Origin of the sequence: Planomonospora sp. ID67723 (genome assembly GCF_015711605.1) — a bacterium.
GTDB lineage: Bacteria > Actinomycetota > Actinomycetes > Streptosporangiales > Streptosporangiaceae > Planomonospora_A.
Map to the genome: position 1 here is coordinate 1,855,416 of NZ_JABTEZ010000002.1, position 24,495 is coordinate 1,879,910.

The 24,495-nt window shown below is 73.5% G+C and carries 21 protein-coding genes and 1 riboswitch; of the genes, 8 read left to right on the plus strand and 13 right to left on the minus strand.

The features are described from left to right. Nucleotides 1-14: 14 nt before the first annotated feature. A complete protein-coding gene (locus tag HS041_RS20880; protein ID WP_230879506.1) occupies nucleotides 15-389 on the minus strand; it encodes an STAS domain-containing protein in 375 nt (124 codons plus the stop codon). 226 nt (nucleotides 390-615) lie between these two features. Here HS041_RS20880 and HS041_RS20885 point away from each other — a divergent pair, with 226 nt between their 5' ends. The 4 genes from HS041_RS20885 to HS041_RS20900 all read left to right on the plus strand — a co-directional run bounded on the left by HS041_RS20885 (nucleotide 616) and on the right by HS041_RS20900 (nucleotide 7,815). Next, complete coding sequence (locus HS041_RS20885; RefSeq protein WP_196442324.1) at nucleotides 616-2,253, plus strand: RecQ family ATP-dependent DNA helicase; 1,638 nt, start codon at nucleotides 616-618, stop codon at nucleotides 2,251-2,253. A gap of 74 nt (nucleotides 2,254-2,327) precedes the next feature. Next, a complete protein-coding gene (locus tag HS041_RS20890; RefSeq protein WP_196442325.1) occupies nucleotides 2,328-2,741 on the plus strand; it encodes a YchJ family protein in 414 nt (137 codons plus the stop codon). A 41-nt stretch (nucleotides 2,742-2,782) separates the two neighbouring features. Beyond that, a riboswitch (S-adenosyl-L-homocysteine riboswitch) is annotated at nucleotides 2,783-2,858 on the plus strand. A 19-nt stretch (nucleotides 2,859-2,877) separates the two neighbouring features. Then, entirely contained in the window at nucleotides 2,878-6,594 is a 3,717-nt protein-coding gene (gene metH / locus HS041_RS20895) for a methionine synthase (protein WP_196442625.1), read from the plus strand. 66 nt (nucleotides 6,595-6,660) lie between these two features. Continuing rightward, the gene (locus HS041_RS20900; RefSeq protein WP_196442326.1) at nucleotides 6,661-7,815 is read left to right on the plus strand and encodes a methyltransferase; all 1,155 of its coding nucleotides are present in this window, start codon (nucleotides 6,661-6,663) and stop codon (nucleotides 7,813-7,815) included. A gap of 40 nt (nucleotides 7,816-7,855) precedes the next feature. Here HS041_RS20900 and HS041_RS20905 read toward each other — a convergent pair whose 3' ends face one another. From HS041_RS20905 to HS041_RS20915, 3 genes are all read right to left on the minus strand, one after another. After that, nucleotides 7,856-8,785 carry a CE1 family esterase gene (locus tag HS041_RS20905; RefSeq protein WP_196442327.1) on the minus strand — a complete coding sequence of 310 codons (930 nt, stop codon included), beginning with the start codon at nucleotides 8,783-8,785 and terminating at the stop codon, nucleotides 7,856-7,858. Between the two features lie 155 nt (nucleotides 8,786-8,940). After that, a complete protein-coding gene (locus HS041_RS20910) occupies nucleotides 8,941-10,038 on the minus strand; it encodes an NAD(P)H-dependent flavin oxidoreductase (RefSeq protein WP_196442328.1) in 1,098 nt (365 codons plus the stop codon). Then, nucleotides 10,038-10,649, minus strand: coding sequence for a flavodoxin family protein (locus HS041_RS20915; protein WP_196442329.1), 612 nt, complete (start codon nucleotides 10,647-10,649; stop codon nucleotides 10,038-10,040). Before HS041_RS20915 ends, HS041_RS20910 begins: the two co-directional genes overlap by 1 nt. Before the next feature lie 95 nt (nucleotides 10,650-10,744). Here HS041_RS20915 and HS041_RS20920 point away from each other — a divergent pair, with 95 nt between their 5' ends. Next, complete coding sequence (locus HS041_RS20920) at nucleotides 10,745-11,356, plus strand: TetR/AcrR family transcriptional regulator (RefSeq protein WP_196442330.1); 612 nt, start codon at nucleotides 10,745-10,747, stop codon at nucleotides 11,354-11,356. A 59-nt stretch (nucleotides 11,357-11,415) separates the two neighbouring features. Here the strand turns inward: HS041_RS20920 and egtE are convergent, their stop codons facing one another. From egtE to HS041_RS20965, 9 genes are all read right to left on the minus strand, one after another. Continuing rightward, the gene (gene egtE / locus HS041_RS20925; protein ID WP_196442331.1) at nucleotides 11,416-12,606 is read right to left on the minus strand and encodes an ergothioneine biosynthesis PLP-dependent enzyme EgtE; all 1,191 of its coding nucleotides are present in this window, start codon (nucleotides 12,604-12,606) and stop codon (nucleotides 11,416-11,418) included. Then, complete coding sequence (gene egtD, locus HS041_RS20930; protein WP_196442332.1) at nucleotides 12,603-13,583, minus strand: L-histidine N(alpha)-methyltransferase; 981 nt, start codon at nucleotides 13,581-13,583, stop codon at nucleotides 12,603-12,605. The genes egtE and egtD overlap by 4 nt, the downstream gene beginning before the upstream one ends. 131 nt (nucleotides 13,584-13,714) lie before the next feature. Continuing rightward, the gene (gene egtC, locus HS041_RS20935) at nucleotides 13,715-14,443 is read right to left on the minus strand and encodes an ergothioneine biosynthesis protein EgtC (RefSeq protein ID WP_196442333.1); all 729 of its coding nucleotides are present in this window, start codon (nucleotides 14,441-14,443) and stop codon (nucleotides 13,715-13,717) included. After that, the gene (gene egtB / locus HS041_RS20940) at nucleotides 14,443-15,804 is read right to left on the minus strand and encodes an ergothioneine biosynthesis protein EgtB (RefSeq protein ID WP_196442334.1); all 1,362 of its coding nucleotides are present in this window, start codon (nucleotides 15,802-15,804) and stop codon (nucleotides 14,443-14,445) included. The genes egtC and egtB overlap by 1 nt, the downstream gene beginning before the upstream one ends. Beyond that, nucleotides 15,801-17,021, minus strand: coding sequence for an ergothioneine biosynthesis glutamate--cysteine ligase EgtA (gene egtA / locus HS041_RS20945; RefSeq protein WP_196442335.1), 1,221 nt, complete (start codon nucleotides 17,019-17,021; stop codon nucleotides 15,801-15,803). Before egtA ends, egtB begins: the two co-directional genes overlap by 4 nt. A gap of 169 nt (nucleotides 17,022-17,190) precedes the next feature. After that, entirely contained in the window at nucleotides 17,191-17,406 is a 216-nt protein-coding gene (locus HS041_RS40110) for an anti-sigma factor family protein (protein ID WP_307845387.1), read from the minus strand. A gap of 65 nt (nucleotides 17,407-17,471) precedes the next feature. Next, on the minus strand, nucleotides 17,472-18,122 hold the full coding sequence (locus HS041_RS20955) for an RNA polymerase sigma factor (protein ID WP_307845388.1): 651 nt from the start codon (nucleotides 18,120-18,122) through the stop codon (nucleotides 17,472-17,474). Between the two features lie 217 nt (nucleotides 18,123-18,339). Beyond that, a complete protein-coding gene (locus HS041_RS20960; protein ID WP_196442338.1) occupies nucleotides 18,340-19,824 on the minus strand; it encodes a PhoX family protein in 1,485 nt (494 codons plus the stop codon). A gap of 248 nt (nucleotides 19,825-20,072) precedes the next feature. Further along, entirely contained in the window at nucleotides 20,073-21,143 is a 1,071-nt protein-coding gene (locus tag HS041_RS20965) for a BadF/BadG/BcrA/BcrD ATPase family protein (protein WP_196442339.1), read from the minus strand. 76 nt (nucleotides 21,144-21,219) lie between these two features. Between HS041_RS20965 and HS041_RS20970 the strand changes: the two genes are divergently transcribed. From HS041_RS20970 to HS041_RS20980, 3 genes are all read left to right on the plus strand, one after another. Then, nucleotides 21,220-22,098 carry a MurR/RpiR family transcriptional regulator gene (locus HS041_RS20970; RefSeq protein WP_196442340.1) on the plus strand — a complete coding sequence of 293 codons (879 nt, stop codon included), beginning with the start codon at nucleotides 21,220-21,222 and terminating at the stop codon, nucleotides 22,096-22,098. Further along, nucleotides 22,089-22,895, plus strand: coding sequence for a sugar isomerase domain-containing protein (locus HS041_RS20975; protein WP_307845389.1), 807 nt, complete (start codon nucleotides 22,089-22,091; stop codon nucleotides 22,893-22,895). The genes HS041_RS20970 and HS041_RS20975 overlap by 10 nt, the downstream gene beginning before the upstream one ends. Before the next feature lie 177 nt (nucleotides 22,896-23,072). Beyond that, entirely contained in the window at nucleotides 23,073-24,467 is a 1,395-nt protein-coding gene (locus HS041_RS20980) for a cellulose binding domain-containing protein (RefSeq protein WP_196442341.1), read from the plus strand. The last annotated feature ends 28 nt before the right edge of the window (nucleotides 24,468-24,495 follow it).

Here is a 24,495-nt window from a genome sequence, read left to right on the forward strand (position 1 = left end):
CGGGTCCCGGCACGCTACGGGGAGGACGCCTGACGCAGTGCCTCGGCGGTGCTGGCGTGGGTCTCGAACGCGTTGCGCAGACCGGTGATGCTCAGCACCCGGGCCACCACGTCGGAGATCTCGCTGAGCATGAAGCGCATCCCGGCCTGCTGGCTGCGTTTCATCGTCGAGAGGAGCTCGCCCAGGCCTATCGAGTCGCAGAAGCCCAGCTCGCTCATGTCGATGATCATCGCACGGGTGCCGGGCCGGCCCCAGAAGGGCCGGAGCTGGTCGCGCAGGACCGGCGCGGAGCGCAGGTCCAGCTCCCCGCTGAGGTGGGCGACGACCACGCCTTCGTGTTCGGTGAACGAGACGGTGAACGCCGGGCCACGAGCAGGGTCGAACAGCATCACGGGATGTCCTAGCCGTGGGTGAGAACAATTCACCTTTTTCTACCAGTGATCACCGCGGGAGAGCGCCTCCGAGCGCGAGGAATTCTCGCCGCCGGCGCCTGTTCTCACCGAAAGGCGGCTCCCGGTCACCGCCGGTCACGGTGCGCCGGGACGGGCGCCGACTACGGCGCCGAACCGGGGGTAGGAGGCCGGTCCGCACGGCGGGAGACGGGAGAGACGAGAGATGGCCGCAGGAGACGGGACCGGATCGCAGGCGGGCCGGTTGCGCGCCGTGGCCCGTGAGGTGTTCGGCTGGCAGGGGCTGCGGACCGGCCAGCTGGAGGCCATGACCCATCTGATGGGCGGCGGCGACGCGCTCGTGGTCATGCCGACCGGCGGCGGCAAGTCGGCCGTCTACCAGGTGCCCGCCCAACTGCTGGACGGCCCGACGGTGGTCGTCTCGCCGCTGATCGCCCTGCAGCGTGACCAGGTCGCCGGACTCGCGGAGGCCGACGCGGGCGGAGCGGTCGCGGTCAACTCCGCCCAGCCCGGTGCGGAGGCCTCGCTGGAGGCGGTGCGTGCCGGTCGCACCGAATTCGTGTTCCTGGCCCCCGAACAGCTGGCCAGACCCGAGACGGTGGAGCGGCTGCGGGCCGCGCGCCCCTCGCTGATCGCCGTCGACGAGGCGCATTGCGTGTCCGCCTGGGGCCATGATTTCCGCCCCGACTACCTGCGGCTCGGTCACGTGATCGAGCGGCTGGGCCACCCTCCGGTGGTGGCGCTGACCGCCACGGCGACTCCTTCGGTGCGCGAGGAGATCACGGCCGTCCTGGGGCTGCGGAACGTGCGCCAGGTGGTGCGGGGATTCGACCGGCCCAACCTCGAGCTCCAGGTGCGCCGCTTCGTCACCGGGGACGAGCTGCGGCGGGAGCTGGTGGCCGAGGCCGCCTCCAGATCCGGACTCGGGCTGGTCTACGTCGCCACCCGCCGGGCCGCCGAGGAGTACGCCGCCGCGCTGTGCGAGCAGGGCCGCCGGGCCGAGCCGTACCACGCCGGGATGAAGGCGGCCGACCGGCACCGCGTCCACGAGGCGTTCCGCGGCGGCGCGCTGGACGTCGCCGTGGCGACCTCGGCGTTCGGCATGGGGATCGACAAACCCGATGTGCGGTTCGTGCTGCACGCCGCTCCACCGGAGTCGCCGGACTCCTACTACCAGGAGATCGGCAGGGCCGGGCGGGACGGCGGTCCGGCCGCCGCGGTGCTGTTCTACCGGCCCGAGGAACTGGGGCTGCGCAGGTTCTTCGCCGCGGGGCGGGCCGACGAGGAACTCCTGCTGCGGGCCGCGACACTGCTGCGCGAGCACGGAGGCACGGTCCCGGCCCGGGAACTGCGCGAGACGCTGGGCGTCGGCGCCACCCGGCTGACCCGGGTGGTGAACCTCCTGGAGCGGGCCGGCGCCGTGGCGGTCACCGGCCGGGGGCACCTGCGCTGGACCGCCGGCGGTCCTGACCCCGAGCAGGCCGTCGAGCGGGCCGTGGAACTGGAGGAGAGCCGCCGCCGCGTCGACGCCTCCCGCATCGAGATGATGCGCGGTTACGCCGAGACCACCGGCTGCCGGCGCCGGTTCCTGCTGGAGTACTTCGGCGAGCCGTACGAGCGGGTCTGCGGGCACTGCGACACCTGCCGGGCCGGTGAGGCCGAGGCTCCCGGCGACGACGGCGGCCCCTTCGCCATGCACGCCCGGGTGCGGCACAGCGAATGGGGCCCGGGCATGGTGATGAGCCGGGAGAGCGACCGCGTCACCGTGCTGTTCGAGGAGGTCGGCTACAAGACGCTGCTGCTGGAGGCCGTCGAGCGGGAGAACCTGCTGGTGGGAGCCTGAACCGCCTGAACCGCCCGGCTCGCCGGGCGGACCGGGCGGCCGCGCCCCGGCCGCCGACCGGCACAATGAGGGGCATGTCCCGACGCAGCTCACGATCCCAAGCGCTCCCTGCCCCCGCCGCCTCGTGCCCGTGCGGGCTTCCTTCGCCGTACCGGGACTGCTGCGGGCGGCTGCACCGGGGGGAGGGCGCCGCGCCCACCGCCGAGCTGCTCATGCGCTCGCGGTTCAGCGCGTTCAGCGTCGGTGACGAGGGATACCTCCTGCGCACCTGGCACCCGGCCACGCGCCCGCCGCGCGTCGACCTCGACAGGGCGACGCGGTGGGTGCGCCTGGAGGTCCTCGAGACCACCGGCGGAAGCACCTTCCACACCGAGGGCACCGTCCGCTTCCGTGCCCACTACGTCGATCGCGGGAGCGCGGGGCACATGGAGGAGCACAGCCGCTTCGTCCGGCACGAGGGCGACTGGGTCTACGTGGGAGCGCTGTAGGGAACGGGACGGCCCGGCCCGGATTTGGTACCCTCGAGGTCAAGGCCGAGAGGCGCTGCAACGGGCCCAAGCCCGCCACGCTCGGCCTGCTCCGTTCTGAAAGGGCGCCTCCGACAACGGAGGTGGCCAGGTGGGCATGTCCCCGAAGCACGACGACGCGGGCGGGCACGGCACCGTCGGGAACGCACCCGGCTCCCGGCCGGGCGCGGCGCCGCGGGCGGGATCGGGCGGTACGGCCCGGGCCCTGCGGGAACTGCTGGACCAGCGGATCGCGGTGCTCGACGGGGCCTGGGGCACGATGCTGCAGGGGGCCGGGCTCACTGCGGCCGACTACCGGGGGGAGCGCCTGCGCGATCACCCGCGCGACGTGACCGGGGACCCGGACCTGCTGAACCTGACCCGCCCGGATGTCATCCTCGACGTCCACCGGCGCTATCTCGCGGCGGGCGCGGACATCACCACGACGAACACCTTCACCGCGACCAGCATCGGCCAGGCGGACTACGAGCTGCAGCCGCTGGTGCGGGAGATGAACCTGCGGGGGGCCCAGCTCGCACGCCAGGCCGCCGACGAGGCGGGCGGGCGTCTGGTCGCCGGATCGGTGGGCCCGCTGAACGTCACGCTCTCGCTCTCCCCGAAGGTGGAGGACCCCGCCTTCCGCGCCGTCACGTTCGACGAGGTGCGCGCCTCGTACGCCGAACAGATCCGGGCGCTGGCCGACGGCGGTGTCGACCTGCTGCTGATCGAGACGATCTTCGACACGCTCAACGCGAAGGCCGCCATCGCCGCCGCCCGCGACGCCGCCCCGCACCTGCCGCTGTGGATCTCGGTGACGATCGTCGACCTGAGCGGGCGCACGCTGTCGGGGCAGACCGTCGAGGCGTTCTGGCGCGCGATCGAACACGCCGATCCGCTGGTGGTGGGCCTGAACTGCTCCCTGGGCGCGGCGGAGATGCGCCCCTACGTCGCCGAGCTGTCCCGGCTGGCCGGCGTCTACACGGCCTCCCACCCCAACGCCGGGCTGCCCAACGCGTTCGGCGGCTACGACCAGACGCCGGACGAGACCGCGCGGTTGCTCGGCGAGTTCGCCGCCTCCGGGATGGTCAACATCGTCGGCGGCTGCTGCGGGACGACGCCCACGCACATCGAGCAGATCGCCGCCGCGGTGTCCGGCCTGGCGCCGCGCCCGATCCCGGCACCGCCCGCCCGCACCCGCTTCAGCGGCCTGGAGCCCTTCGAGATCGGCGCGGACACCGGCTTCGTGATGATCGGGGAGCGCACCAACGTCACCGGTTCGGCGCGGTTCCGGCGGCTGATCGAGTCCGGCGACCACCAGGGCGCCGTCGACGTCGCGCTGGAGCAGGTGCGCGGCGGGGCCAACCTGCTCGACGTCAACATGGACGCCGACCTGCTCGACAGCGAGCGGGCCATGACCACGTTCCTGAACCTGATCGCGACCGAGCCGGAGGCCGCCCGCATCCCAGTCATGATCGACAGCTCGCGGTGGAGCGTGCTGGAGGCCGGCCTCAAGTGCGTGCAGGGCAAGGGCGTCGTCAACTCCATCAGCCTCAAGGAGGGTGAGGAGCCGTTCCTGGAGCAGGCCCGGCGCATCCGCGACTTCGGCGCCGGCGTGGTCGTCATGGCCTTCGACGAACAGGGCCAGGCCGACACGGTCGAGCGGAAGGTGGACATCTGCGCCCGCGCCTACGACCTTCTCACCCAGCGGGTCGGCTTCCCCGCCGAGGACATCGTGTTCGACCCCAACGTGCTCGCCGTCGCCACCGGCATCGCCGAGCACAACGGCTACGCCAGGGCGTTCATCGACGCGCTGCCGCTGATCAAAGAGCGCTGCCCCGGGGCGCGCACCAGCGGCGGCATCTCCAACCTGTCGTTCTCCTTCCGCGGCAACGACGTCGTGCGCGAGGCGATGCACTCGGCGTTCCTGTTCCACGCCGTGCGCGCCGGGCTGGACATGGGCATCGTCAACGCCGGGCAGCTCGCGGTCTACCAGGACATCCCCGCCGACCTGCTCGAACTCGTCGAGGACGTCATCTTCGACCGGCGCCCCGACGCCACCGACCGGCTCGTCGCCTTCGCCGGGACGGTCAGCGGGTCCGGCACCCGCCGCACCGTGGACCTGTCCTGGCGCGAGGCGCCGGTGGAGCAGCGCCTGGCGCACGCGCTCGTGCACGGCGTCGTCGACTTCGTCGAGGCCGACACCGAGGAGGCCCGGCAGCGGGCGGCGCGGCCCCTCGACGTGATCGAGGGACCGCTCATGGACGGCATGAAGACCGTGGGCGACCTGTTCGGCGCGGGGAAGATGTTCCTGCCGCAGGTGGTCAAGAGCGCGCGGGTGATGAAGCGCGCGGTCGCCTACCTGGAACCGTACATGGAGGCGGAGAAGGAGCAGGCGCGGCTGGAGGGCCGCGCCGAGGCCAGGCGGGGCAACGGCAAGGTCGTGCTCGCCACGGTCAAGGGCGACGTGCACGACATCGGCAAGAACATCGTGGGCGTCGTGCTCGGCTGCAACAACTACGAGGTCGTCGATCTCGGCGTCATGGTCCCCGCCGCCACCATCCTCGACACGGCGGTCGCCGAGGGCGCCGACGCCGTCGGGCTCTCCGGGCTGATCACCCCGTCGCTGGACGAGATGGTCGCGGTCGCGGCGGAGATGCAGCGCCGCGGGCTGAAGCTGCCGCTGCTGATCGGCGGTGCCACGACGTCGCGCCAGCACACCGCGGTGCGCATCGCCCCCGCCTACGACGGCACCACGATCCACGTGCTCGACGCCTCACGCGTCGCCGGCGTGGTCGCGGACCTGATGGACACCGGGCGGGCCGGGGAACTGGACGCGGGCAACCGCGCCGAGCAGGAGCGCCTGCGCGAGCAGCACGCGGCCCGGGAGCGGAGCCCCCTGCTGCCCCTGGCGAAGGCCCGCGCCAACCGCGAGCGGGTCTCCTTCGACGACCTGCCCGTCCCCGCCTTCACCGGCGTCCGCACCGTCCAGCCGGAGCTGAGCACCCTCAGGGAGATGATCGACTGGCAGTTCCTCTTCCTCGCCTGGCAGCTCAAGGGGAAGTACCCGGCGATCCTCGACCAGCCGGTGGCACGCGAGCTCTACGACGAGGCGAACACCCTGCTCGACCGGATCATCGCCGACGGCTCGCTGCACGCCCAGGGCGCCTACGGCTTCTGGCCCGCCCGCTCCGAGGGCGACGACATCCTCCTCGGCACCGGCTCACCGGGCGACGCGGACGTTCTCCGGCTGCCGATGCTGCGCCAGCAGACGGCCAAACCCGAGGGCCGGGCCAACCGGTGCCTGGCGGACTACGTGGCTCCGGCCGGCGACCACCTCGGCGGGTTCGCGGTGGCCGTCCACGGCGCCGAGGACCTCGCCGCCTCCTTCGAGGCCCGGCACGACGACTACCGGGCGATCATGGTGAAGGCCCTCGCCGACCGGCTCGCCGAGGCGTTCGCCGAGCACATCCACCTGCAGGCGCGGCGCGACTGGTACGAGCCGGACGCCGACCCTGCGATCGGGGACCTGCACGCCGAGCGCTTCCGCGGCATCCGCCCCGCGCTCGGCTACCCGGCCTGCCCGGACCACAGCCAGAAGCAGGACCTGTTCGACCTCATCGGGGCCGGCAAACTCGGCATGGCCCTGACCGAGTCCTTCGCCATGACCCCCGCCGCCAGCGTCAGCGGGCTGCTGTTCGCCCACCCGTCGTCGCGGTACTTCACCGTGGGGCGCCTGGGCAGGGACCAGGTCGAGGACTACGCCCTGCGGCGCGGTCTCGGCCTGGAGGAGGTCGAACGCTGGCTGCGGCCCAACCTCGACTACGATCCCCGGTGACCCGGCCGGGCCGTACCGGCCCCGGATCGTCAGGCGGGCCCCGGGGCTCGGCTAGCCTGAGGCGCGATGAACCGCCTGACGACGCCATGGGGTGAGCTCGACCTCACCCGCTTCCCCGAGGATCCCCGCGACCTGCTGCGCGCCTGGGACGCCGCCGACGAATACCTGCTACGGCACCTCGACGGGGTCGGCGGCGAACCGGTCGAGCCGTCGGGCACCGTGGTCGTGGCCGGTGACCGCTGGGGCGCCCTGGTCACCGCGCTCGCGGAGCACCGTCCCGTGCAGATCACCGACTCGTTCCTCACCCAGGAGGCGACCCGGGCCAACCTGAAGCGCAACGGGATCGGCCCGGACGAGGTGCGGCTGCTGTCGAGCAGGGACACGCCGCCGGACCGGATCGACGTGCTGCTGGTCCGCGTGCCCAAGAGCCTCGCGTTCCTGGAGGACCAGTTGCACCGCCTGGCGCCCGCCGTGCACGCGGGCACCGTCGTGGTCGGCACGGGGATGGTCACCGAGATCCACACCTCGACGTTGAGGCTGTTCGAGCGGATCCTCGGGCCGACCAGGACGTCGCTGGCGGTGAAGAAGGCGCGGCTCATCTTCTGCTCGCCGGATCCGGGACTGCCCCGCGTCCCCAGTCCCTGGCCGCGGAGCTACACCCTGCCCGCCGGCATCGGAGCGGCCTCCGGCCGGACCGTCACCAACCACGCGGGCATCTTCTGCGCCGAGCGCCTCGACATCGGGACCAGGTTCTTCCTGCGCAACCTGCCCCGCCGCCGCGGTCCCGAGCGCGTCGTGGACCTGGGCTGCGGAAACGGGGTGGTGGGAACGGCCGTGGCGCTGGCCAACGGCGAGGCCGAGGTGGTGTTCGCCGACGAGTCCCACCAGGCGGTGGCCTCGGCGGAGGCCACGTTCCGCGAGAACCTCGGAGCGGACGCCGCGGCGGAGTTCCGGGTGGGCGACGGACTGTCGGGCGTGCCGGCCGGAACGGTGGACCTGGTGCTGAACAACCCGCCGTTCCACACCCACCGGGCCATGACCGACGCGACGGCCTGGCGCATGTTCACCGGGTCGCGCGCCGCGCTGCGCCGCGGGGGAGAGCTGTGGGTGGTCGGCAACCGGCACCTCGGATACCACGTGAAGCTGCGCCGGATCTTCGGCAACTGCGAGGTCGTCGCGAGCGACCCGAAGTTCGTCGTCCTGCGCGCCGTCAGAAACTGACGGCGCGCAGGACCCGGTCTTCCCCACGGTCCCACCGCGATCAGGGCCTGGGGTGGGCGGCGAAGAAACGCCAGATGACGGCGGTGGCGTCGAGGGCCGTGGACGGGGGATCGGCCCGCTCGCGGACGACCTCGCCGCCCGGCCACTGGTGGCCCGCGCCCCTGACCGTGATCAGCTCGACGGCACGGCCGCGCGGGCACCGGGCGAGCTCGGTGGTGACCGGCCCCGACCCGGAGACGGCGGGCCGCCCGCAGCGGCCGGCCGTGCGCCAGGCGGCGAGGACCTCCGGCACGGGCGGGCCGTCGATCCCGGCGAATCCGGCGCCGGGCGCGCCGTCGAACCGTACGGCCTCATCGGCCAGGCCGTGGACGTGGACGACCGAGAGGGGCTCCGGCGCGGGGCAACCGCCCAGCCGGGTCGCGGCCACCGGCCCGACCGCCGCGAAGATCGTGGTGTCGCAGGCCAGCCGGTAGGCCATCATGCCGCCGTTGGAGATCCCCGCCGCGTACACCCGCCGGGGGTCGGTCCTCAGCTCGCGGCCGACCTCCGCGACCATCCGGCTGATGAACGCGACGTCGTCCACTCCCTGCCGGCCTGGCCTGCCGCAGCACCCGCCGCCGACGTTCCAGGCCCTGCCGTACCCGTCGGGATAGGCGACGGCGAAGCGCCGCCGATCGGCCTCGGCGTTCCAGCCGTAGGACCTCTCCGCCTGCCGCGCCGACCCGAAGCCGCCGTGCAGCATCACCACCAGCGGCGCCTTCGCCGGGAGCGAGGCGGGCCGGTAGAGCCGGTAGCCGCGCTCCCGCCCGTCAACGGCGATCGTGTGAACGGTGGTCCTGCCGGCCGTCGTGCCTCCCGTGCCTCCCGTGCCTCCCGTGCTTTCGGCACCCATCGCGACGCCGCTCCCGGCCGCGCACATCGCGGTCAGTACGGCGAGTGCCACCGCCGTACCCCTGCGGATCACCCGCATGTCCCAACTCCCTTCCCCGGTGGACGACAGCCGGTAGTGAACCCGACCTTCTTGGCAAATTCCTGAGATTCCGGGGCTGTCTCCCGGTTCCCGTCCACCGGAGGCCCGCTCGCCCGTGGCGCCCTCGCACTCCGGCTCCGCCATCTGGCCGCAGATCAGTCCGGGACGGATCGGCCGCCCAGGAGCTTGTCCGTCTCCGCCAGCAGCCTCTCGACGTAGCCGCGGGCGTTGCCCGGCGCGGTCAGCGCCGCCGCCTGGCCCGCCCACAGGTTGGTCAGACCGTCCAGGCCGCGCCGCGCGGCTTCCCTGCGGAGCGGGAGCATCAGCGCGCTCTGCACGGGGTAAGGCGGCACCTCCTCCTCGGCGGCCGCCATCTCCCGGACGAAACGGTTGGGGATCGCCCGGGCCGTCCGTCCGGAGAACAGCCGGGTGAGCACGGTGATCCGGGCCTCGGGGGTGTGCAGGGCGGCCTTGTGCAGCGTGCTCGCGCCCGACTCCCCGGTGGCCAGGAAGCCGGTGCCGATCTGCACGCCGTGCGCCCCGAGCGTGATCGCCGCGGCGACGCCGCGCCCGTCGGCGATCCCGCCCGCGGCGATCACCGGCACCGAGACGGCGTCGGCGACCTGCGGGACGAGGGAGAACGTGCCGACCAGCGACTCGCGCACGGGCCGCAGGAAGGCGCCCCGGTGCCCGCCGGCGTCGCTGCCGGAGGCGACGACCGCGTCCAGGCCCGCCTCCTCCAGGGCGACCGCCTCCTCCACGGTCGTCGCGGTGCCGATCGTCGCGATGCCCCTGCGGCGGGCCTCGGCGAGCACCCGTGCGGGCGGGACGCCCATGACGAAGCTGAGCACTGGGGGGCCGGCCGCCAGCAGCGCGTCCACCTGGTCGTCGAAGTCCGGCCCGGCCTGCTGCCCGGCGTCGGGGGCGGGGAGGCCGAGCTCCTCGAAGTAGGGCCGGAGCCGGTCCACGTCGGCTTGCCGGGCGCGCAGCTCCGCCTCGCCGGGCTGAGGGACCCAGAGGTTGACGGCGAACGGCCGGCCGGTCGCCGCTTTGAGCCCGGCGACCAGGCCGGTGAGCTCGTCCGGAGCCAGGATGTGCCCGCCGTAGGAGCCGAGACCACCCGCCTCGGACACGGCCGCGGCCAGCGCGACGGACGACAGGCCGCCGCCGAAGGGACCCTGGACGATCGGGTGGTCCAGGCCGAGCAGGCGCTCCAGCCTGCCGCCGGACCAGCCGGGGACGCGCGCGCCCATCAGGAGGCCGCCCCTTCGAGGACGCCGCGGCCGGCGGCCAGCCGGAGCGCGGTCTGGGCGACCCGCCGGCCCAGGTGCTCGGCCGTACGCAGGTCGGCGGTGGAGGGAGCGGCGTCGGGGCCCAGGTCGGACGGCGACTGGGCCATCGCGCCGAGGAAGCCGCCGAGCCGGTTGAGGTCGTCGTGGCTGCCGTCCGAGCTGTACAGCCAGCCCGGCGGCAGGCCCAGCGTGACCCAGGTCATGCCGTGCTGGGCGGCCAGGAGCGCCATGGAGGTGAGGGTGTTGAGCTTGTCGCCGTTCACCCCGGCCGAATTGGTGAAGCCGGCCGCCAGTTTGTCGCGCCAGCCCATGTCGGCCCAGACCTTGGCGCTGGCCTCGGCGAAGACCTGGAAGGCGGCGGACTGGCTGCCCATGTAGGTCGGGGAGCCGAAGATGATGGCCTCGGCCTCGCCCAGCGCCGCCCACAGCTCGTCGGTCAGGGAGGTCACATCGTGCAGTCCGGCCAGCACTCCGGGAACGGAACGCGCTCCGGCGGCGGCGGCCAGCGCCTGGCGCTCGGTGTGACCGTAGCCGCTGTGGTAGGCGATGGCGACGGTGATCGATTCGGACATGGGTGCCCTTTCTGCTTCCGGCAGGTACGGAGTGAGCATATAGACGACCGGTCAACTATGTCCAGTCATAGTTGACCGACCGTATACTCCGGTCTATGGGACGATCGAGCACCGCCCGCGAGCGACTCCTCGAATCCGCCTGCGAACTCATGCTCAGCAGGGGATACGGCAGCATCGGCGTGGCGGAGATCTGCTCCCGCGCCGACGTGCGCAAGGGCAGCTTCTACCACTTCTTCGAGTCCAAGCAGGCGCTGACGATCGCGGTCGTCGACGCCCACTGGCAGACGCAGCGGGCGGCCTGGACCGCCATCCTGGGCGATCCGGCGCCCCCGCTCGAACGGCTGGAACGGCTCTTCCGCGAGCAGGCGGAGGGACAGCGCCGGGCCAAGCTGTCCGGCGGGGCGGTGCACGGGTGCCTGCTGGCCAATCTGGCGCTCGAGCTCAGCCAGCAGGACGACCCGGTTCAGGAGCGCCTGGGGGAGATCTTCGCCGAGCAGATCGCCCTGGTCCAGGCCGTCCTGGACCAGGCGGCGGGTGAGGGCGCCATCCCGGCGCCGCGGCCCGGCACGGCGCGCTCACTGGTGGCGCAGCTGGAGGGGCTGGTCCTGTTCGCGAAGCTGGGCAACGACCCCGCGATCCTGGACGATCTGTGGGAGCAGGCCGAGCTCCTGCTCGGGGCGTCCGGCAGCCCCGCCCTCACCGGGTGATCCGCCGCCCCGAGGCGGGACGGCAGGCCGCCGGACTCCCCGCCGGGGTGTCCGCGGCCTCAGCGGTCCAGGACGCGTGCGAGGGCGTGCAGACTCTCCACGCGCGTGCCCGGCGAGGGGGAGACGCGGAGCACGGGTGCGGGCATGTCCAGCGGAGCCCTGGCGACCGGCACGGTGCCGACGAGCAGGGCCGCCTCCGCCGCCCGGGAGGCGGCGTCGGCGACGGCCGCGGCGGGGTCCGCGCCCGGTGGCGGCCTGAGGGTGACGACGGCGGACGGCTCGCCGAGCGGTTCGGCCGCCCGCCAGCCGCCGGCCCCGTCGAGGAGGCGGCGGGCCATGACGCCCAGCTCCGCCAGACGGGCGCGGACCGCGGCGGGGCCGAGCTCGTGGTGCTCCAGCACGGCGGCGCCGAACCCGGCCCGCGCGGCGATCGGACCTTCGGAGGTTTCGTACCGGGCCGCACCCGCGAGCGGCGACGGCTGCCCGTCCGCCCAGACGTGGCCGCCGAGCGCGGGGGCCGCGGCGTCCATCTCCCGGTGACGCCCGTCCCCGACCCCGTCACCGGCGAGGCCGGGGACGATCAGGAAGCCGACCCCGCGCGGCCCGGCGAGCCACTTGCGGGACGTCCCCACGTAGGCGGTGGCGCCGATGTCGCCGGTGTCCACGTGGCCGAGGGACTGGCACACGTCGAGGACCAGCGGCACGCCGGCGTCGCGGCACAGCCGCCCGATCTCTCGGGCGGGCTGCACGACTCCCCGGTGCGAGGCGATGTGCGGGACGGTCAGCAGGTCCAGCCCGGCGGCGAGCACGGACCGCAGGCCGTCCGGGTCGACGCGCGAGTCGCCGTCCACGGGGACCTCGACCAGCCTCCAGCCGCGGTCCCCGGCCAGGCGGCGCAGGAGCATGAGGGTGCTGCCGTATTCGGTGCGGGTGAACCCGACGCGGCTGCCCGGGGGGAGCCGCCACCCGCCCAGCAGCGCCGCCATCGCCGCCGTCCCGCTCTCCAGGAAGGCGACGTCCCGCGCGTCCGCGCCGACCAGGGCGGCCAGCGCGGACCGGGCCGCGCGCAGATCCCCGGAGGCGCGGTAGCCGCCCGCCTCGCGTTCCCGCCGCAGGTGCGCGACGACGGCGTCGAGCACCCGGTCGCTGGGCACGTTGCACCCGGCGGCGTCGAGGTGACCGGGCGGCGCGCAGGACCGCGCCGCCCGCCATGCCCCGCCGGTCGCGCCGCCCGCCGGGCCCGCGGTCACACGCCGGCCAGGACGAGGCTGAAGTCGCCGGCCGGGTCGGTGTAGCGGCGCATCACCGTGAACCCCGCCGCGGCGAGCTCGTCCCGGAGCCCGTCGGGCCGGAACTTGGCGCTGATCTCGGTGCGCGTCTCCTCTCCCGCGGCGAACGCCACCGGCAGGTCCAGAGCGCCGATCCGCACGGTCATGTCCCGGGTCGCGCGCAGCCTCATCTCGATCCAGTCGCGCCGCTCGTCGTACAGCGCGACGTGCTCGAAGGCGGACGGCTCGAAGTCGGCGTCCAGCTCCCGGTTGATCACGTGCAGGACGTTGCGGTTGAAGGCGGCCGTCACCCCGGCCGCGTCGTCGTAGGCCGCGACCAGCCGGCCGGTGTCCTTGACCAGGTCGGCCCCGAGCAGGAACGTGTCGCCGGGGCGCAGCGTGGCGCGCAGGTCCTTCAGGAACAGCTCGCGCGAGGCCGGGTCCAGGTTGCCGATGGTGCCGCCGAGGAAGGCCACCATCCGCCTGCCCGTCCGCGGCAGCAGCCCGAGATGGTGCTCGAAGTCGGCGCAGACCGCCCGGACGGTGAGCCCGGGCAGGCGGGCGGTGAGCCGCCGCGCCGCCTCGGCGAGGGTGTGCGCGTCGACGTCCACCGGAGTGTAGGTGCGCAGTGTCCCCGCCGCGGTGAGGGCGTCGAGCAGCAGGACGGTCTTCTCGCTGGTCCCCGAGCCCAGCTCGACCAGCGTGTCCGCGCCGCAGGCCGTCGCGATCTCGCCCGCCCGCGCGCGCAGGATGGCCAGCTCCCGGCGGGTGGGGTAGTACTCGGGCAGCCGGGTGATCCTGGTGAACAGCTCACTGCCCGCCGCGTCGTAGAACCACTTCGGCGGCAGCCACTTGGGCGTCGACGCCAGCCCGGTGCGGACGTCGCGTTCGAGCGCCTGGCGGAGGTAGTCGCGGTCGAGGTGGTTGATGAGGTGCACGGCTGACTGGCTGACGGGCACGGGGCCTCCTGGGTCGGTGGGTCACGGCGGCCGCCGGATGCGGCGTGCTCCTGGCGAGCGATCCGCCGGGCGGGCTGACAGGTCGGAACGGGTGCGGCGGGTCGCAGTGAGCTGCGGTGGGCCGCGGTGGGTCAGAGCGGCTGGACGTGCACGCCGCCGGACGAGGCGAGCAGCAGGCTCCGCTCGGGTACGGCCTGCCAGCCGGGCCGCTCGTCCAGCGGCTCGCTCGCCACGAGCACGCCGCCGCCGGGACGGTCGTCGTGGTGGAGGAAGAGCGTGTCGCCCCAGACCGTCGCGGCGAGCGACGCGCCGTCGCAGGCGAGCAGGTTCAGCCGGGCCTCCGGGGCCTTCGCCCCGGCGTGGGCGACGACCTCGGCCAGGGCCTCGCCGAGCGGGAGCCCGGATCGTCGCCGGGAGAACACCGCGGCGGCCAGCCAGGCGGAGTCGCAGGAGCTCTCCGCGGCGCCGGGCAGATCGTCGGCGAGGTCCCTGACGGCGTCCCGGGTGACGCGGCCGTTGTGGCTGAGCAGCCATCGCCCGTCGGTGAAGGGCGCGGTGGCCGTCTCCTCGACCGGCATGCCGACCGTGGCCGATCGTACGGCGGCCAGCAGGCAGCGCGAACGGGCCACCCGCGCCAGCGCGGGCAGGTTGGCGTCCGTCCAGACGGGCACCGCGCGACGGTAGCGGACCGGCTCGGTGTGGGCGGGGTCGTACCACCCCATGCCGAAGCCGTCGGCGTTGACCGTGCCGTACCGCTGCAGGCGGGGCGCGTAGGACTGCCTGAGCAGGCCGTGCTCCGGTTCGCAGATCAGTGAGGTGAGGGGGCGGGGAGAGCCCAGCCAGGCCGCGTGGCGGCACATCACGCCTCCTCTGCGGAGGCGGAGCGGGCGCAGCGGAAGCCGGAGAAGATCTGCCGCCGGATCGGGTAGTCCCAGTTGCGGAACGTCGTGCGGACCGCCGCGGGGTCGGCCGCCCAGGACCCGCCGCGCAGCACGCGGTACTCGCGGCCGAAGAAGACCTCGCTGTACTCGGGGTAGGGGAAGCTGCGGAAGCCGGGATACGGCAGGAACCAGGAGGAGGTCCACTCCCACACGTCTCCGATCATCTGCTCGGCGCCGTAGGCGCCCGCCCCTGAGGGGAATGCGCCCAGCGGCGCCGGGCGCGCCGCCCGGTGGCCGAGGTTGGCCAGTCCGGGCCCCGGGTCGTCGTCCCCCCAGGGATACTTCCGCGCCCGGTCGGCCTCGGGATCCCAGCCGCAGGCCTTCTCCCACTCGGCCTCGCTGGGCAGTCGCTTGCCCGCCCAGCGGGCGTAGGCGTCGGCCTCGTACCAGCACACGTGCTGGACCGGCTCGTCCATGGGAACCGGCTCCATGCGGCCGAAGCGGGTGCGCCACCAGGTGCCGCCCTCCCTGGTCCAGAACAGCGGGGCGAAGGCACGGCTCTCCTGCCGCCACTGCCAGCCCCGTGCCGACCACCAGCGAGGGTCGTCGTAGCCGCCGTCCTCGATGAAGGCGGCGTAGGCGCCGTTGCCGACGGGGAACCTGTCGATCCAGTAACCGGGCAGGTCGACCCGGTGGGCCGGGCGTTCGTTGTCGTAGGCCCACGGCAGCAGGTCGGTGCCCATCAGGAAGGGGCCGCCCGGGACGAACACCTCCTCGGCGCCGGTGGTCCGGCCGGACGGCAGCTCTCCCTCGGTCACCAGGCCGGGCTGTCCGGACAACTGCAGCGTGGCGAGCATCGTCTCGTCGTGCTGGTGCTCGTGCTGGATCACCAGGCCGAAGACGAAGCCGTCCCGGCGCAGCGGATCGGGGTCGTTCAGGTCGACGGCGTCCAGCACGTCCAGCACGCGGCCCCGCACGCCGGAGATGTAGCGGCGCGCTTCCGCCGGCCCCAGGATCGGCAGGGAGGGGCGGTCCCTGCGGGGGTGCTTGAAGGCGTCGTAGAGATCGTCGATCTCGGGGCGGAGCGGTGTGATGCCTCCGGTCTCCCGCAGCACCCACAGCTCCTCGTAGTTGCCGACGTGCGCCAGATCCCACACCAGCGGGGACATCAGCGCGGAGTGCTGGCGCACCAGCAGGTCGTCCTCGGCGTCGGTGTAGGCCAGCGACCTGCTGCGCACGGCGGCCAACTGCGCGGCGATGTGCTCCTTGACGTTGTGCCCTCTGACGGTGTGCCCTCTGACGGTGTGCCCTCTGACGGTGTGCTCCCCGACGTCGTTCATACACGTCCTTCCTCGATCAGCCAGTCCGGCAGGTTCACCAGGTCGATCAGGTCGTCGGCAGGGGACCGGCCGGCCGTCACGTAGCGGTCGGCGAAGGCGGCCACCTCGCCGACCAGGTCGGCGCCCGCTCCCAGGCGGGGCAGCGCCTCGATCGCGGCCCGGAAGCAGGCGTCGGCGGCCCGCCTCAGCAGCGGGTCCTGCAGGCCGCACCGGGCCGCCCGCGACCACAGGCCCCGGTACGGCTCGCACGCGGCCAGCGCCGTCTCGGCCGCGCGGTCGTCGGTCACCAGGGCGCAGGTCACGGCCGCGCACACCGGCCAGTGCGCGGGGTGCTGGGCGTCGAGATAGCGGATCTCCAGCCAGCCGCGCGGCCGTACCGGGGGGAAGAGCGTCGTGGCGTGGTAGGCCAGGTCCCCCAGGGTCGGCGGGTGCCCGCGTGCGCCCAGCCAGTCGCGGAAGGTGGAGCCGTCGCGGACCGGGCGGAAGCGCTCGGCACTCCCGCGGCCCTCGCGCACCAGCATGAGCCGGGCGTCGAGGAGGTACTCCGTCCAGTCGGCGGCCGGGTCGCCGGTCGCGGGGACCGGGGCCGTCCGCGTGCGGTCCAGGTGCTCCCACACCATCTGGCGGCCCGACATCCAGCCCGAGGGCCGGCCGCCGCTCAGCGGCGAGTTGGCGAAGGCCGCGCTCAGCACGGGCCCCAGCAGGTGCGCGCGCTCCCACCGGACGGCGGGCTTCTCTCCCAGGTCCAGGTTGACCTGGATCGACGCCGTGGAGCACATCATCAGCGGCCCGTACGGCGCGCCGAGGAACTCCGCCATGGCCTCGTACCGGGGCAGGCGTAGCTGCCGCCGTGCGGGCCGTACCGGATCGAGGCCCACCCCGGCCAGCACCAGGCCCGCCTCCCGCAGGGCCCCGCGCACCGCCTCCACGTCGGCGGCCAGGGCGGCGACGGCCTGCGCGAGCGGGCCCGCCGGGCCGGACAGCTCAAGCTGGCCGCCCGGCTCGAAGGTCACCCGGCTCCGCCCCGGCAGGAGGGGGAGCGCCCGGGCGATCCTGTCCTGCGGGACGTGCCGGGCGACGGCCGAACGGTCGAAGACCAGGAACTCCAGTTCGACCCCCACCCGGTCTCCGGCGGCGGCGCCGAAGCAGCTCCGCGCGAACTCCTCCACCTCCGCGCCGTCCCGGATCGGCGTCTCCTCGGTCACCAGACCGGTCATCGTCTCCCCTTCCGTCCGGTGCGCATGGATCTACAGACCCGCGAGGCGCGCGAACGTTACAGAGGAGTGCGAATCTCAGCCGGGCGAATGCGCCGGCGGAGGAAGAGAAGGCGGAGGGAAAGGGCGCCCGGCTCGCCGGGCGGCGAAGGGCGCGACGGCCTCGCCCGGCTCAGCGACGGCGGCGGGCGCGGAAGGCCGAGATCAGCCGGTCGTGCACGTCATCGCGGAGCCGCTCCTCGGGGAGCGTGCCGAGAACGCCGACGACGGCGCGGAACTGGTCCAGATGGCGCCCGCACTCGGCGCAGCAGGTCAGATGCTCGTCCATCCGCTGGCGAGCCGGCTGGTCGAGGGCGTCGTCGAGGTAGGCGGTGAGGAGTTCCACCACATCAGCGCACCTGAACCGCTTCACGGCGTCGACCGCCTTACCTGTGTCAAAGATGAACCGCTTCACTACGCCGGCCGCCCCACCGTCTCGAAGTAGGCCTCGATCCGCCCCCGCACCCACGCCCGGGCGCGGTGCAGCAGGACCCGCTGGTTGGCCGCGGAGATCTCCAGGATCTCGCAAACCTCCTCCGAGGTGCACCCCTCGACGTCACGAAGCGTGATCACGGTCCGCTGCCTGGCCGGCAGCCCGGCCAGGGCTACCGCGATCTGGCCGCGCACCTCCGAGGCGAGCGCCTCGTCCTCGGGAGTCGGCCAGAGGGCGGAGAAGTCCTTCCAGGGGCCCGGGAGGGAGCCGTCCCCGTCGGGGAAGCCGCCGGAGCCGGCGGCCGGCCCCTCCCGCCGGTCGAAGGCGCTGCTCCACGGAATCGCCCGGCCTTCCCGGGCGCCGCGCTTCTTCGCCGTGTTGATCAGGATCCGGTGGACCCAGGTCTTGATCGACGAACGGCCCTCGAACCCGTCGATCCCCTCGATCACCGCCAGCCAGGCGTCCTGGACGACCTCCTGCGCGGAGTCGTCGGTGGACACGTACGCGCGGGCCAGCCTGAGCATCCCCCGCGACCAGGCGCCGAGCAGCGCCTCGAAGATCGCCTCGTCACCGGCGCGCAGGGCCTCGACGACGACGTCGTCCGGGGGCAGCACGCCACCCGCGAAAGCCACGATCGTTTCCTTCCGTCGGGGACATCGGGAACATCCACGCGTCGCGACGTCCCGCCGGCCGATCCTGGCACCGGCGTACGACATTTCCGATCTCAACATGCTGAACGCAACATGTCGACCGCGGTACGGGCCCCTGCCGCCACGCCGGTGGGGGAGGGGCCCGGCTGTCCTACGGGGCCGCTGTCCTACGGGGCCGCTGTCCTACAGGGCCGCTGTCCTACAGGGGCCCGCGTCGCCACGGGCCGCGGATGGCGTAGGTGCGGCCCGGCGGATCGGTCTCGGTGGTGCTGCCGAGGTTGTTGACGAACAGCACCGAGCCGTCGGGGCTGAAGCACGCCCCGGCGAACTCGCTGTCGTCGCTGATGTTGACCGCGAACTCGAACGGCTGCCCTCCCCGGGGGTCCAGCCCGATCAGGCGGTTGACGTTGGTCAGCCCCGGAGCCAGCGGGTGCGGGTCGGCGTCCGCCGAGGAGGCGTCGTCCTCGCACAGCACGATGCCGCCGCGCGGGGTGAAGGTCAGGTTGTCGGGGGAGTCCAGGGCCCTGCGGCCGGGCGACTCGTACACCAGCACGAGGCTCCCGCCGTCGCGGCGGCCGGGGATGTGGCGCCAGACCTGGCCGTAACCCTCACGGTACCCGTCGGCGTTGGGGGCGTCGCCGTTCTTGGCGTCACCGCCGCTGGTGGAGTTGAAGAAGACGCTGCCGTCGCCCCACCAGCAGCCCTCCAGCCGGTTGAACTTCGCCCCGCCCTTGGCGAGCCCCTGCTGGGTGCAGGTCGGGGCGCCGCCCTCCAGGTCCGGATCCGGATCGTCGATCGTCACCCACTCCACCGGCAGCCGGGCGCCCACCCGCTGGCCTTCACGGCAGTCGTAACCGTCACGGCCTTTGACCTTCAGCATCTCGAGGACGCCGCCGGCGGCGAGGTTGCGCGGATCCTTGGGGCGGTAGCGGTAGAAGCCGTCGGGCTTGCCCGAGTCGTCCTCGGTCTCGTACACGTAGCCGGTACGGGGGTCGACCGCCACGGCCTCGTGGGAGAAGCGTCCCATCGCCGTGATCGGCATCGAGGGCGCGGGCGTCCCCGGCTCGGGCCCGTCCAGCGGGACCTCGAAGACGTACCCGTGCTTGCGCTGCCAGCCCTGAGCCGGTCCCGCGGTGGTCTCCTCGCACGTCAGCCAGCCGCGGGCGCCGAGCATGACGCCTCCGGCGCAGTTGATGATCGTGCCGTTGAGGCTGACGAAGTGGCGGATCACCTCGCCGCTGTGCAGGTCCACCTCAAGGGTGGTCGTGCCGCCGACGCCGAGCTCGTCGTAGCGGGTCGAGCCGGGGACGTGCACCCGGCCGGTCGGCGTCCCCGGCGCGGTCCGCACCTCGTGGTTGCGGATCAGGCGGGCGGTGTGCCTGCGGGTGCCGCGGAAGGCGGCCATGCCGTCGTGGGCGATCGGGGTGAGCGTGCCGTCGTCCATGGGGGTCCCCGTCCTGCCGAGGACGACGTAGGAGAACCCGGCGGGCAGCGCGAGCAGCTCCTCACCGGTGTTGCGGGAGGCGGTACGGCGCAGCTCCCCGTAGCCGACCTTGCCGGGGTCGGACGGCGAGCGGCCCGCCTCGGCCCAGGCGGCGTGGGCCCCGAGCGTGTTGAGCGCCACTCCGCTGGCGAGCGCGCCACCGGTCGTGGTCAGAAAGGATCTGCGGTCGAGGGAAACCATGACGACTCCTCTCACGGAGGGTCAGAAACGACCCTCCATTTGTCCTGACATTATGCTGTCCGGCTGTCCGGTTAACAATCGATGAACAGGAACTGTCACGAGCATCCCCGCTAACGTTGATCATGTCCATGACGGATTGTTCTGCGCTGCCCGCCGGGCCTCCCCCGCCCGGGAGGCCGCAGCAGGGAGGCCCGGAGGAGGCCGCGTGCCGTCGCCGGGACGGGGGCGGCGGGGCCCTGCGCGGGGCGTCAGGACTCCTGCCCGGTATGCCCGTCTTCCTGGGGCGAGGCGGACGGGTTCCCCGGCTGAAGGGCGCCGGTGAAGCGGTGGTGGAGCCCGGCCGCCTCCCCGGGGCCGAGGAGCGGCCCGGCGGCCAGCCACGCGGCGGCCCCGGCGCCGTCTCCCGCGACGGCGACCGGTCCGCTGCCGCGGCGCCGGAGAAGGTCCTGCACGGCACGGCGCACGGGCCCCTCGCTCGTCAGCACACTCCCGGCCAGCACGATCGGCGTGCACGGGCCGGGAACGTGCACCCGGGAGACGGTCCGGGCCAGCCGGGCGGCGGCGCCGGCCACGACGGCCTCCGCCGCCGGGTCCCCGGCGAGGGCCGCCCTGCTCACCAGCGGGGCGAGCTCGGCCAGGGCGAGCGGGTGGCGGATCTGCACCGCGGCGCAGAGCAGGTCCGCCAGCTCCCCGCCGGGCACGACGATCTCGCCGCCCTCGCCGCCCTCGCCGCCCCGGACGGCCGCGGGGAGCAGATGCCCCACGACGAGCCGTGTCAGCAGGCCGGCGTCGTGCATCGGCAGCCCGCTGCCGGCCTGCCGGACGGCGGCGCGGGCCGCGGCCCGGCCGAGCCAGAACGCCGACCCCTCGTCGCCGAGCAGCCAGCCGTACCCGTCGGCCAGCGCCACCGGCTCGTGGTCGATGATCTGCGCAGCCACGGCCCCGGTGCCGGAGATCAGAACCGTCCCCGACCGCGCGGCCGTACCCGCTGCGAACGCCACGACCACGTCGCCCACCACGCGGGGGACGGCCGCCAGTCCGCAGCCGCGCAAGGTCCGCTCCAGGGCGCTTCGCACCGCCGGGTCCCGCAGCATCCCCGAGCCGGCCAGCCCGACGGTCACCGCCTTCACCCGGGCGGGATCCACCGGGGCCAGGGCGGCGCGCACGGCCAGGGCCAGGTTGGCGAACGCCTTCTCGACGCCGAGGGCCACGGGATTGCCCCCGCCCGCCCTGCCGCGCCCCAATGCGGCCCCCTCCGTCGTGACGGCCGCAGCGCGAGACGACGTCCCGCCGGCGTCCACGCCGAGTATCACGTTCATGTCAAAAATTATTATCCATAAGCCTTGACGAAGCGAGATATCGGTCATAATTTTCACCAATAAGACGGAGGAGGCGATGGTGGGACTCCTGAGCAGGATCAGGACCGAGCAGGGCGAGATGCCCGAAGCGCTGCGCAAGGTGGCCGAGGTGATCGTCGCCGACCCGGCCGAGGCCGCGCGGTCGACGATCGTCGACCTGGCCGAGCGCAGCGGCACCTCGACCGCCACGATCACCCGGCTCTGCCGCAGTCTGGGCTTCGGCGGCTACGCCGAACTGCGCGTCGCCCTCGCCACCGAGACCGGCAGGGCCGCGCAGCAGCGCTGGGAGACCGACATCGGGCAGGAGATCCTGCCGGACGACGGGCTCGACCGGGTGCTGGGCGTGGTGTCGGGCAACGACATCCGCCTGATCCAGGAGACCGCCGCCCAGCTCGACCTGGCCACCGTGGAGAAGGTGGCGGGGGCGATCGCCCGGGCCGGCCGGGTGCTGCTGTTCGGGGTCTCCAGCAGCGCCGCGGTGGCCAGCGAGATGGAGTACCGCCTGCAGCGCATCCGCATCCCGACCTGGAGCAGGTCCGACGCGCACAGCGCGCTCACCGACGCGGCCCTGCTCGGCCAGGGCGACGTGGCGATCGGCATCTCGCACAGCGGCAGGACCCGGGAGGCCATCGAGGTGCTCGCCGAGGCCGGCAGCCACGGGGCGATCACCGTGGCGGTCACCTCCCACCCGAGGTCACCGCTGGCGGAGGTGGCGGAGCTGGTCGTCACCACGGCGAGCAGGGAGACGACCTTCCGGTCGGAGGGCTTCGCCGCCATCCACTCCCAGCTGCTCGTCCTCGACGTGGTCTACGTCTCGGTCGCGCAGCGCACCTACGAGCGCACCCGGAAGGCGTTCGACCTGACCGTGCGGGCGGTGACCGGGCACCGCCTCCCGGAAGGAGACGCGTGGCCGTAGAACCCCTGGAACCCGCAGCACTCGATCCGACCGGAGGAACGACCTCACCACCCGATCCGGACGCCTACGTCCGGCACATCGCCCGGCTCGTCCAGGACATGCCGGTCGAGCAGGCCGAACCCATCGGAAAGGCCGCGGTCCTGGTCGCGGCGACGCTGAGCCGGGGCGACGTCGTCCAGGCGTTCGGCTCGGGACACTCCGAGGCGGTCGCCATGGAGATCGCCGGCCGCGCGGGCGGGCTCGTGCCGACCAACCGGCTCACACTGCGGGACATCGTCCTGTACGGCGGGGCCGACCGCAGCGAGCTCGAACGCTACGACCTCGAACGCGACCCCGCGGTCGCCCACCGGATCCTGGACGCCGCCCCCGTCGAGGACGGCGACCTGTTCGTGATCGTTTCCAGCTCGGGCGTCAACGGCGTCGTCGTCGAGCTGGCCGCCCTGGTGAAGGAGCGCGGTCACGACCTGATCGCGATCACCTCGCTCGAACACAGCCGCGCCGCGGCGGCCAGGCACCCCTCCGGCCGCAAGCTGTACGACCTCGCCGACGTGGTGCTCGACAACCGGGCGCCGTACGGCGACGCGATCCTCCCGCTGCCCGGAGGAGGCGCCGTCGCGGCCGTCTCCACGATCACCTCGGCGCTGCTCGCCCAGCTCGTCGTCGTCAGGGCGGTGGCCGAACTGCTCGCCTCCGGCCAGGCGCCCCCGGTGTACCTGTCGGCGAACGTCCCCGAGGGCGACGCGCACAACCTCGCCCTCGAGGCCCGCTACGCGGGCCGCATCCGCAGGGGCGGCTGACCGCGGCCGGCGCCGCCCCGCAGCCCACGCGGACCGTGACCGCGCACGACCCATGACCGCGCACGACCCATGACCGCAGCAGGCGCCCGAACGGGGGCCGCCTGCCGGTCACCCCGACGGAGATCGTCTTCGTCATGCCGGAAAACACCTCGGGGGCCGCTCAGAAGGAGACCAGCCATGCGCCGACATCTCATGAAAACCGCCCTCGCCCTGGCCCTTCCCCTCGTCCTGGCGGCGGTGGCCCTGGCCTCCCCGGCCGCCGCAGACCAGTCGCTGCGCCTGCAGTACAGGACCAGCTCCACCGGAGCCGCCACCTCCCAGGCCGAGCCGTGGTTCACGCTCGTCAACGACGGCACCACGCCCGTCGCGCTCAGCAACGTCAAGATCCGCTACTACTTCACGGGGGAGACCGCCTACCGTTTCGCCTGTTCCTGGGCGGTGGTGAGCTGCTCCACCGTGACCGGGCGGTTCGTCACGCTGACGGATCCGGTGCCGACCGCCGACCGCTACCTGGAGGTCGGCTTCACCTCCGGGGCGCTGGCCCCCGGCGCGGGCACCGGCGACCTGCAACTGCGCTTCCACCGCGCGGACTGGCAGAACTTCACCCAGTCCGACGACTACTCGTTCGGTGCGAGCCGTACGAGCTACGGCGACTGGGACAAGGTGAGCGTCCACGTCGACGGCCGGCTCGTCTGGGGCGCACCCGCGGGCGGCGGGGGAGGGGAGCCCACGCCGACGCCCACGGTCACCCCGACGGGCGGCCCGGGAGGCCAGGGCACGCTGTTCGACGACTTCGCCTACACCGGCTCGTCCGACCCGCGGCTGGCGCAGCGCGGCTGGACCGTGCGATCGGCCTCCGGCGGTCCCGGTGTGCCCGGCGCCACCTGGTCGCCCTCCGCGGTCACCTTCCCCTCGGTCGACGGCCGGCAGGTCCTGCAGCTCGACTCCTCCACCGACGGCAGCGGCGCGGGCACCGTCCACACCGAGCTGTCCACCTCCGCCCGCAAGTTCTTCGAGGGCACCTACGCGGCCCGGGTGAAGTTCGCCGACGCCCCGCTGTCCGGCCCCGACGGGGAGCACGTGGTGCAGACGTTCTTCACCATCACGCCGCTGCGGCAGAACATGGACCCGGACTACGGCGAGCTGGACTTCGAGTACCTCCCCAACGGCGGGTGGGGAGAGCCCGGCAACATCCTGTACGCCACGAGCTGGGAGACCTACCAGGCCGATCCCTGGCAGGCCGTCAACACCCACACCGAGGAGCGGGCCAGCTTCGTCGGCTGGCACGACCTGGTCATCCAGGTCTCCGGCGGCCGGATCAGGTACTACGTCGACGGGCGTCTGTTCGCCGACCACGGCGACGTCCACTATCCCGAAACCCCCATGTGGATCATGTTCAACCAGTGGTTCATCGACCTGCAGGGCGGCTCCGCCCCGCGCACCTACCGGCAGCAGGTCGACTGGGTCTACCACAGCAGGAACGAGGTCGTCCCGCCCGCCGACGTGCTGAGCAGGGTCGCCGCCTTCCGCGCGGCCTCCACCACGTTCACCGACACCGTCCCCGCCCCCTGAGGAACGCCCACGGCTCCCGCGCGGAGCC

Coding starts and splice junctions, on each gene's coding strand:
- HS041_RS20905 (WP_196442327.1), bottom strand. CDS start 8,785: ATGCGGGTGATCCGCAGGGGTACGGCGGTGGCACTCGCCGTACTGACC.
- HS041_RS20900 (WP_196442326.1), top strand. CDS start 6,661: ATGAACCGCCTGACGACGCCATGGGGTGAGCTCGACCTCACCCGCTTC.
- egtA (WP_196442335.1), bottom strand. CDS start 17,021: ATGACCGGTCTGGTGACCGAGGAGACGCCGATCCGGGACGGCGCGGAG.
- HS041_RS20980 (WP_196442341.1), top strand. CDS start 23,073: ATGCGCCGACATCTCATGAAAACCGCCCTCGCCCTGGCCCTTCCCCTC.
- HS041_RS20880 (WP_230879506.1), bottom strand. CDS start 389: ATGCTGTTCGACCCTGCTCGTGGCCCGGCGTTCACCGTCTCGTTCACC.
- HS041_RS20970 (WP_196442340.1), top strand. CDS start 21,220: ATGGTGGGACTCCTGAGCAGGATCAGGACCGAGCAGGGCGAGATGCCC.
- HS041_RS20960 (WP_196442338.1), bottom strand. CDS start 19,824: ATGGTTTCCCTCGACCGCAGATCCTTTCTGACCACGACCGGTGGCGCG.
- HS041_RS20920 (WP_196442330.1), top strand. CDS start 10,745: ATGGGACGATCGAGCACCGCCCGCGAGCGACTCCTCGAATCCGCCTGC.
- HS041_RS20885 (WP_196442324.1), top strand. CDS start 616: ATGGCCGCAGGAGACGGGACCGGATCGCAGGCGGGCCGGTTGCGCGCC.
- HS041_RS20915 (WP_196442329.1), bottom strand. CDS start 10,649: ATGTCCGAATCGATCACCGTCGCCATCGCCTACCACAGCGGCTACGGT.
- egtC (WP_196442333.1), bottom strand. CDS start 14,443: ATGTGCCGCCACGCGGCCTGGCTGGGCTCTCCCCGCCCCCTCACCTCA.
- metH (WP_196442625.1), top strand. CDS start 2,878: ATGTCCCCGAAGCACGACGACGCGGGCGGGCACGGCACCGTCGGGAAC.
- HS041_RS20965 (WP_196442339.1), bottom strand. CDS start 21,143: ATGAACGTGATACTCGGCGTGGACGCCGGCGGGACGTCGTCTCGCGCT.
- HS041_RS20890 (WP_196442325.1), top strand. CDS start 2,328: ATGTCCCGACGCAGCTCACGATCCCAAGCGCTCCCTGCCCCCGCCGCC.
- HS041_RS20910 (WP_196442328.1), bottom strand. CDS start 10,038: ATGGGCGCGCGCGTCCCCGGCTGGTCCGGCGGCAGGCTGGAGCGCCTG.
- egtB (WP_196442334.1), bottom strand. CDS start 15,804: ATGAACGACGTCGGGGAGCACACCGTCAGAGGGCACACCGTCAGAGGG.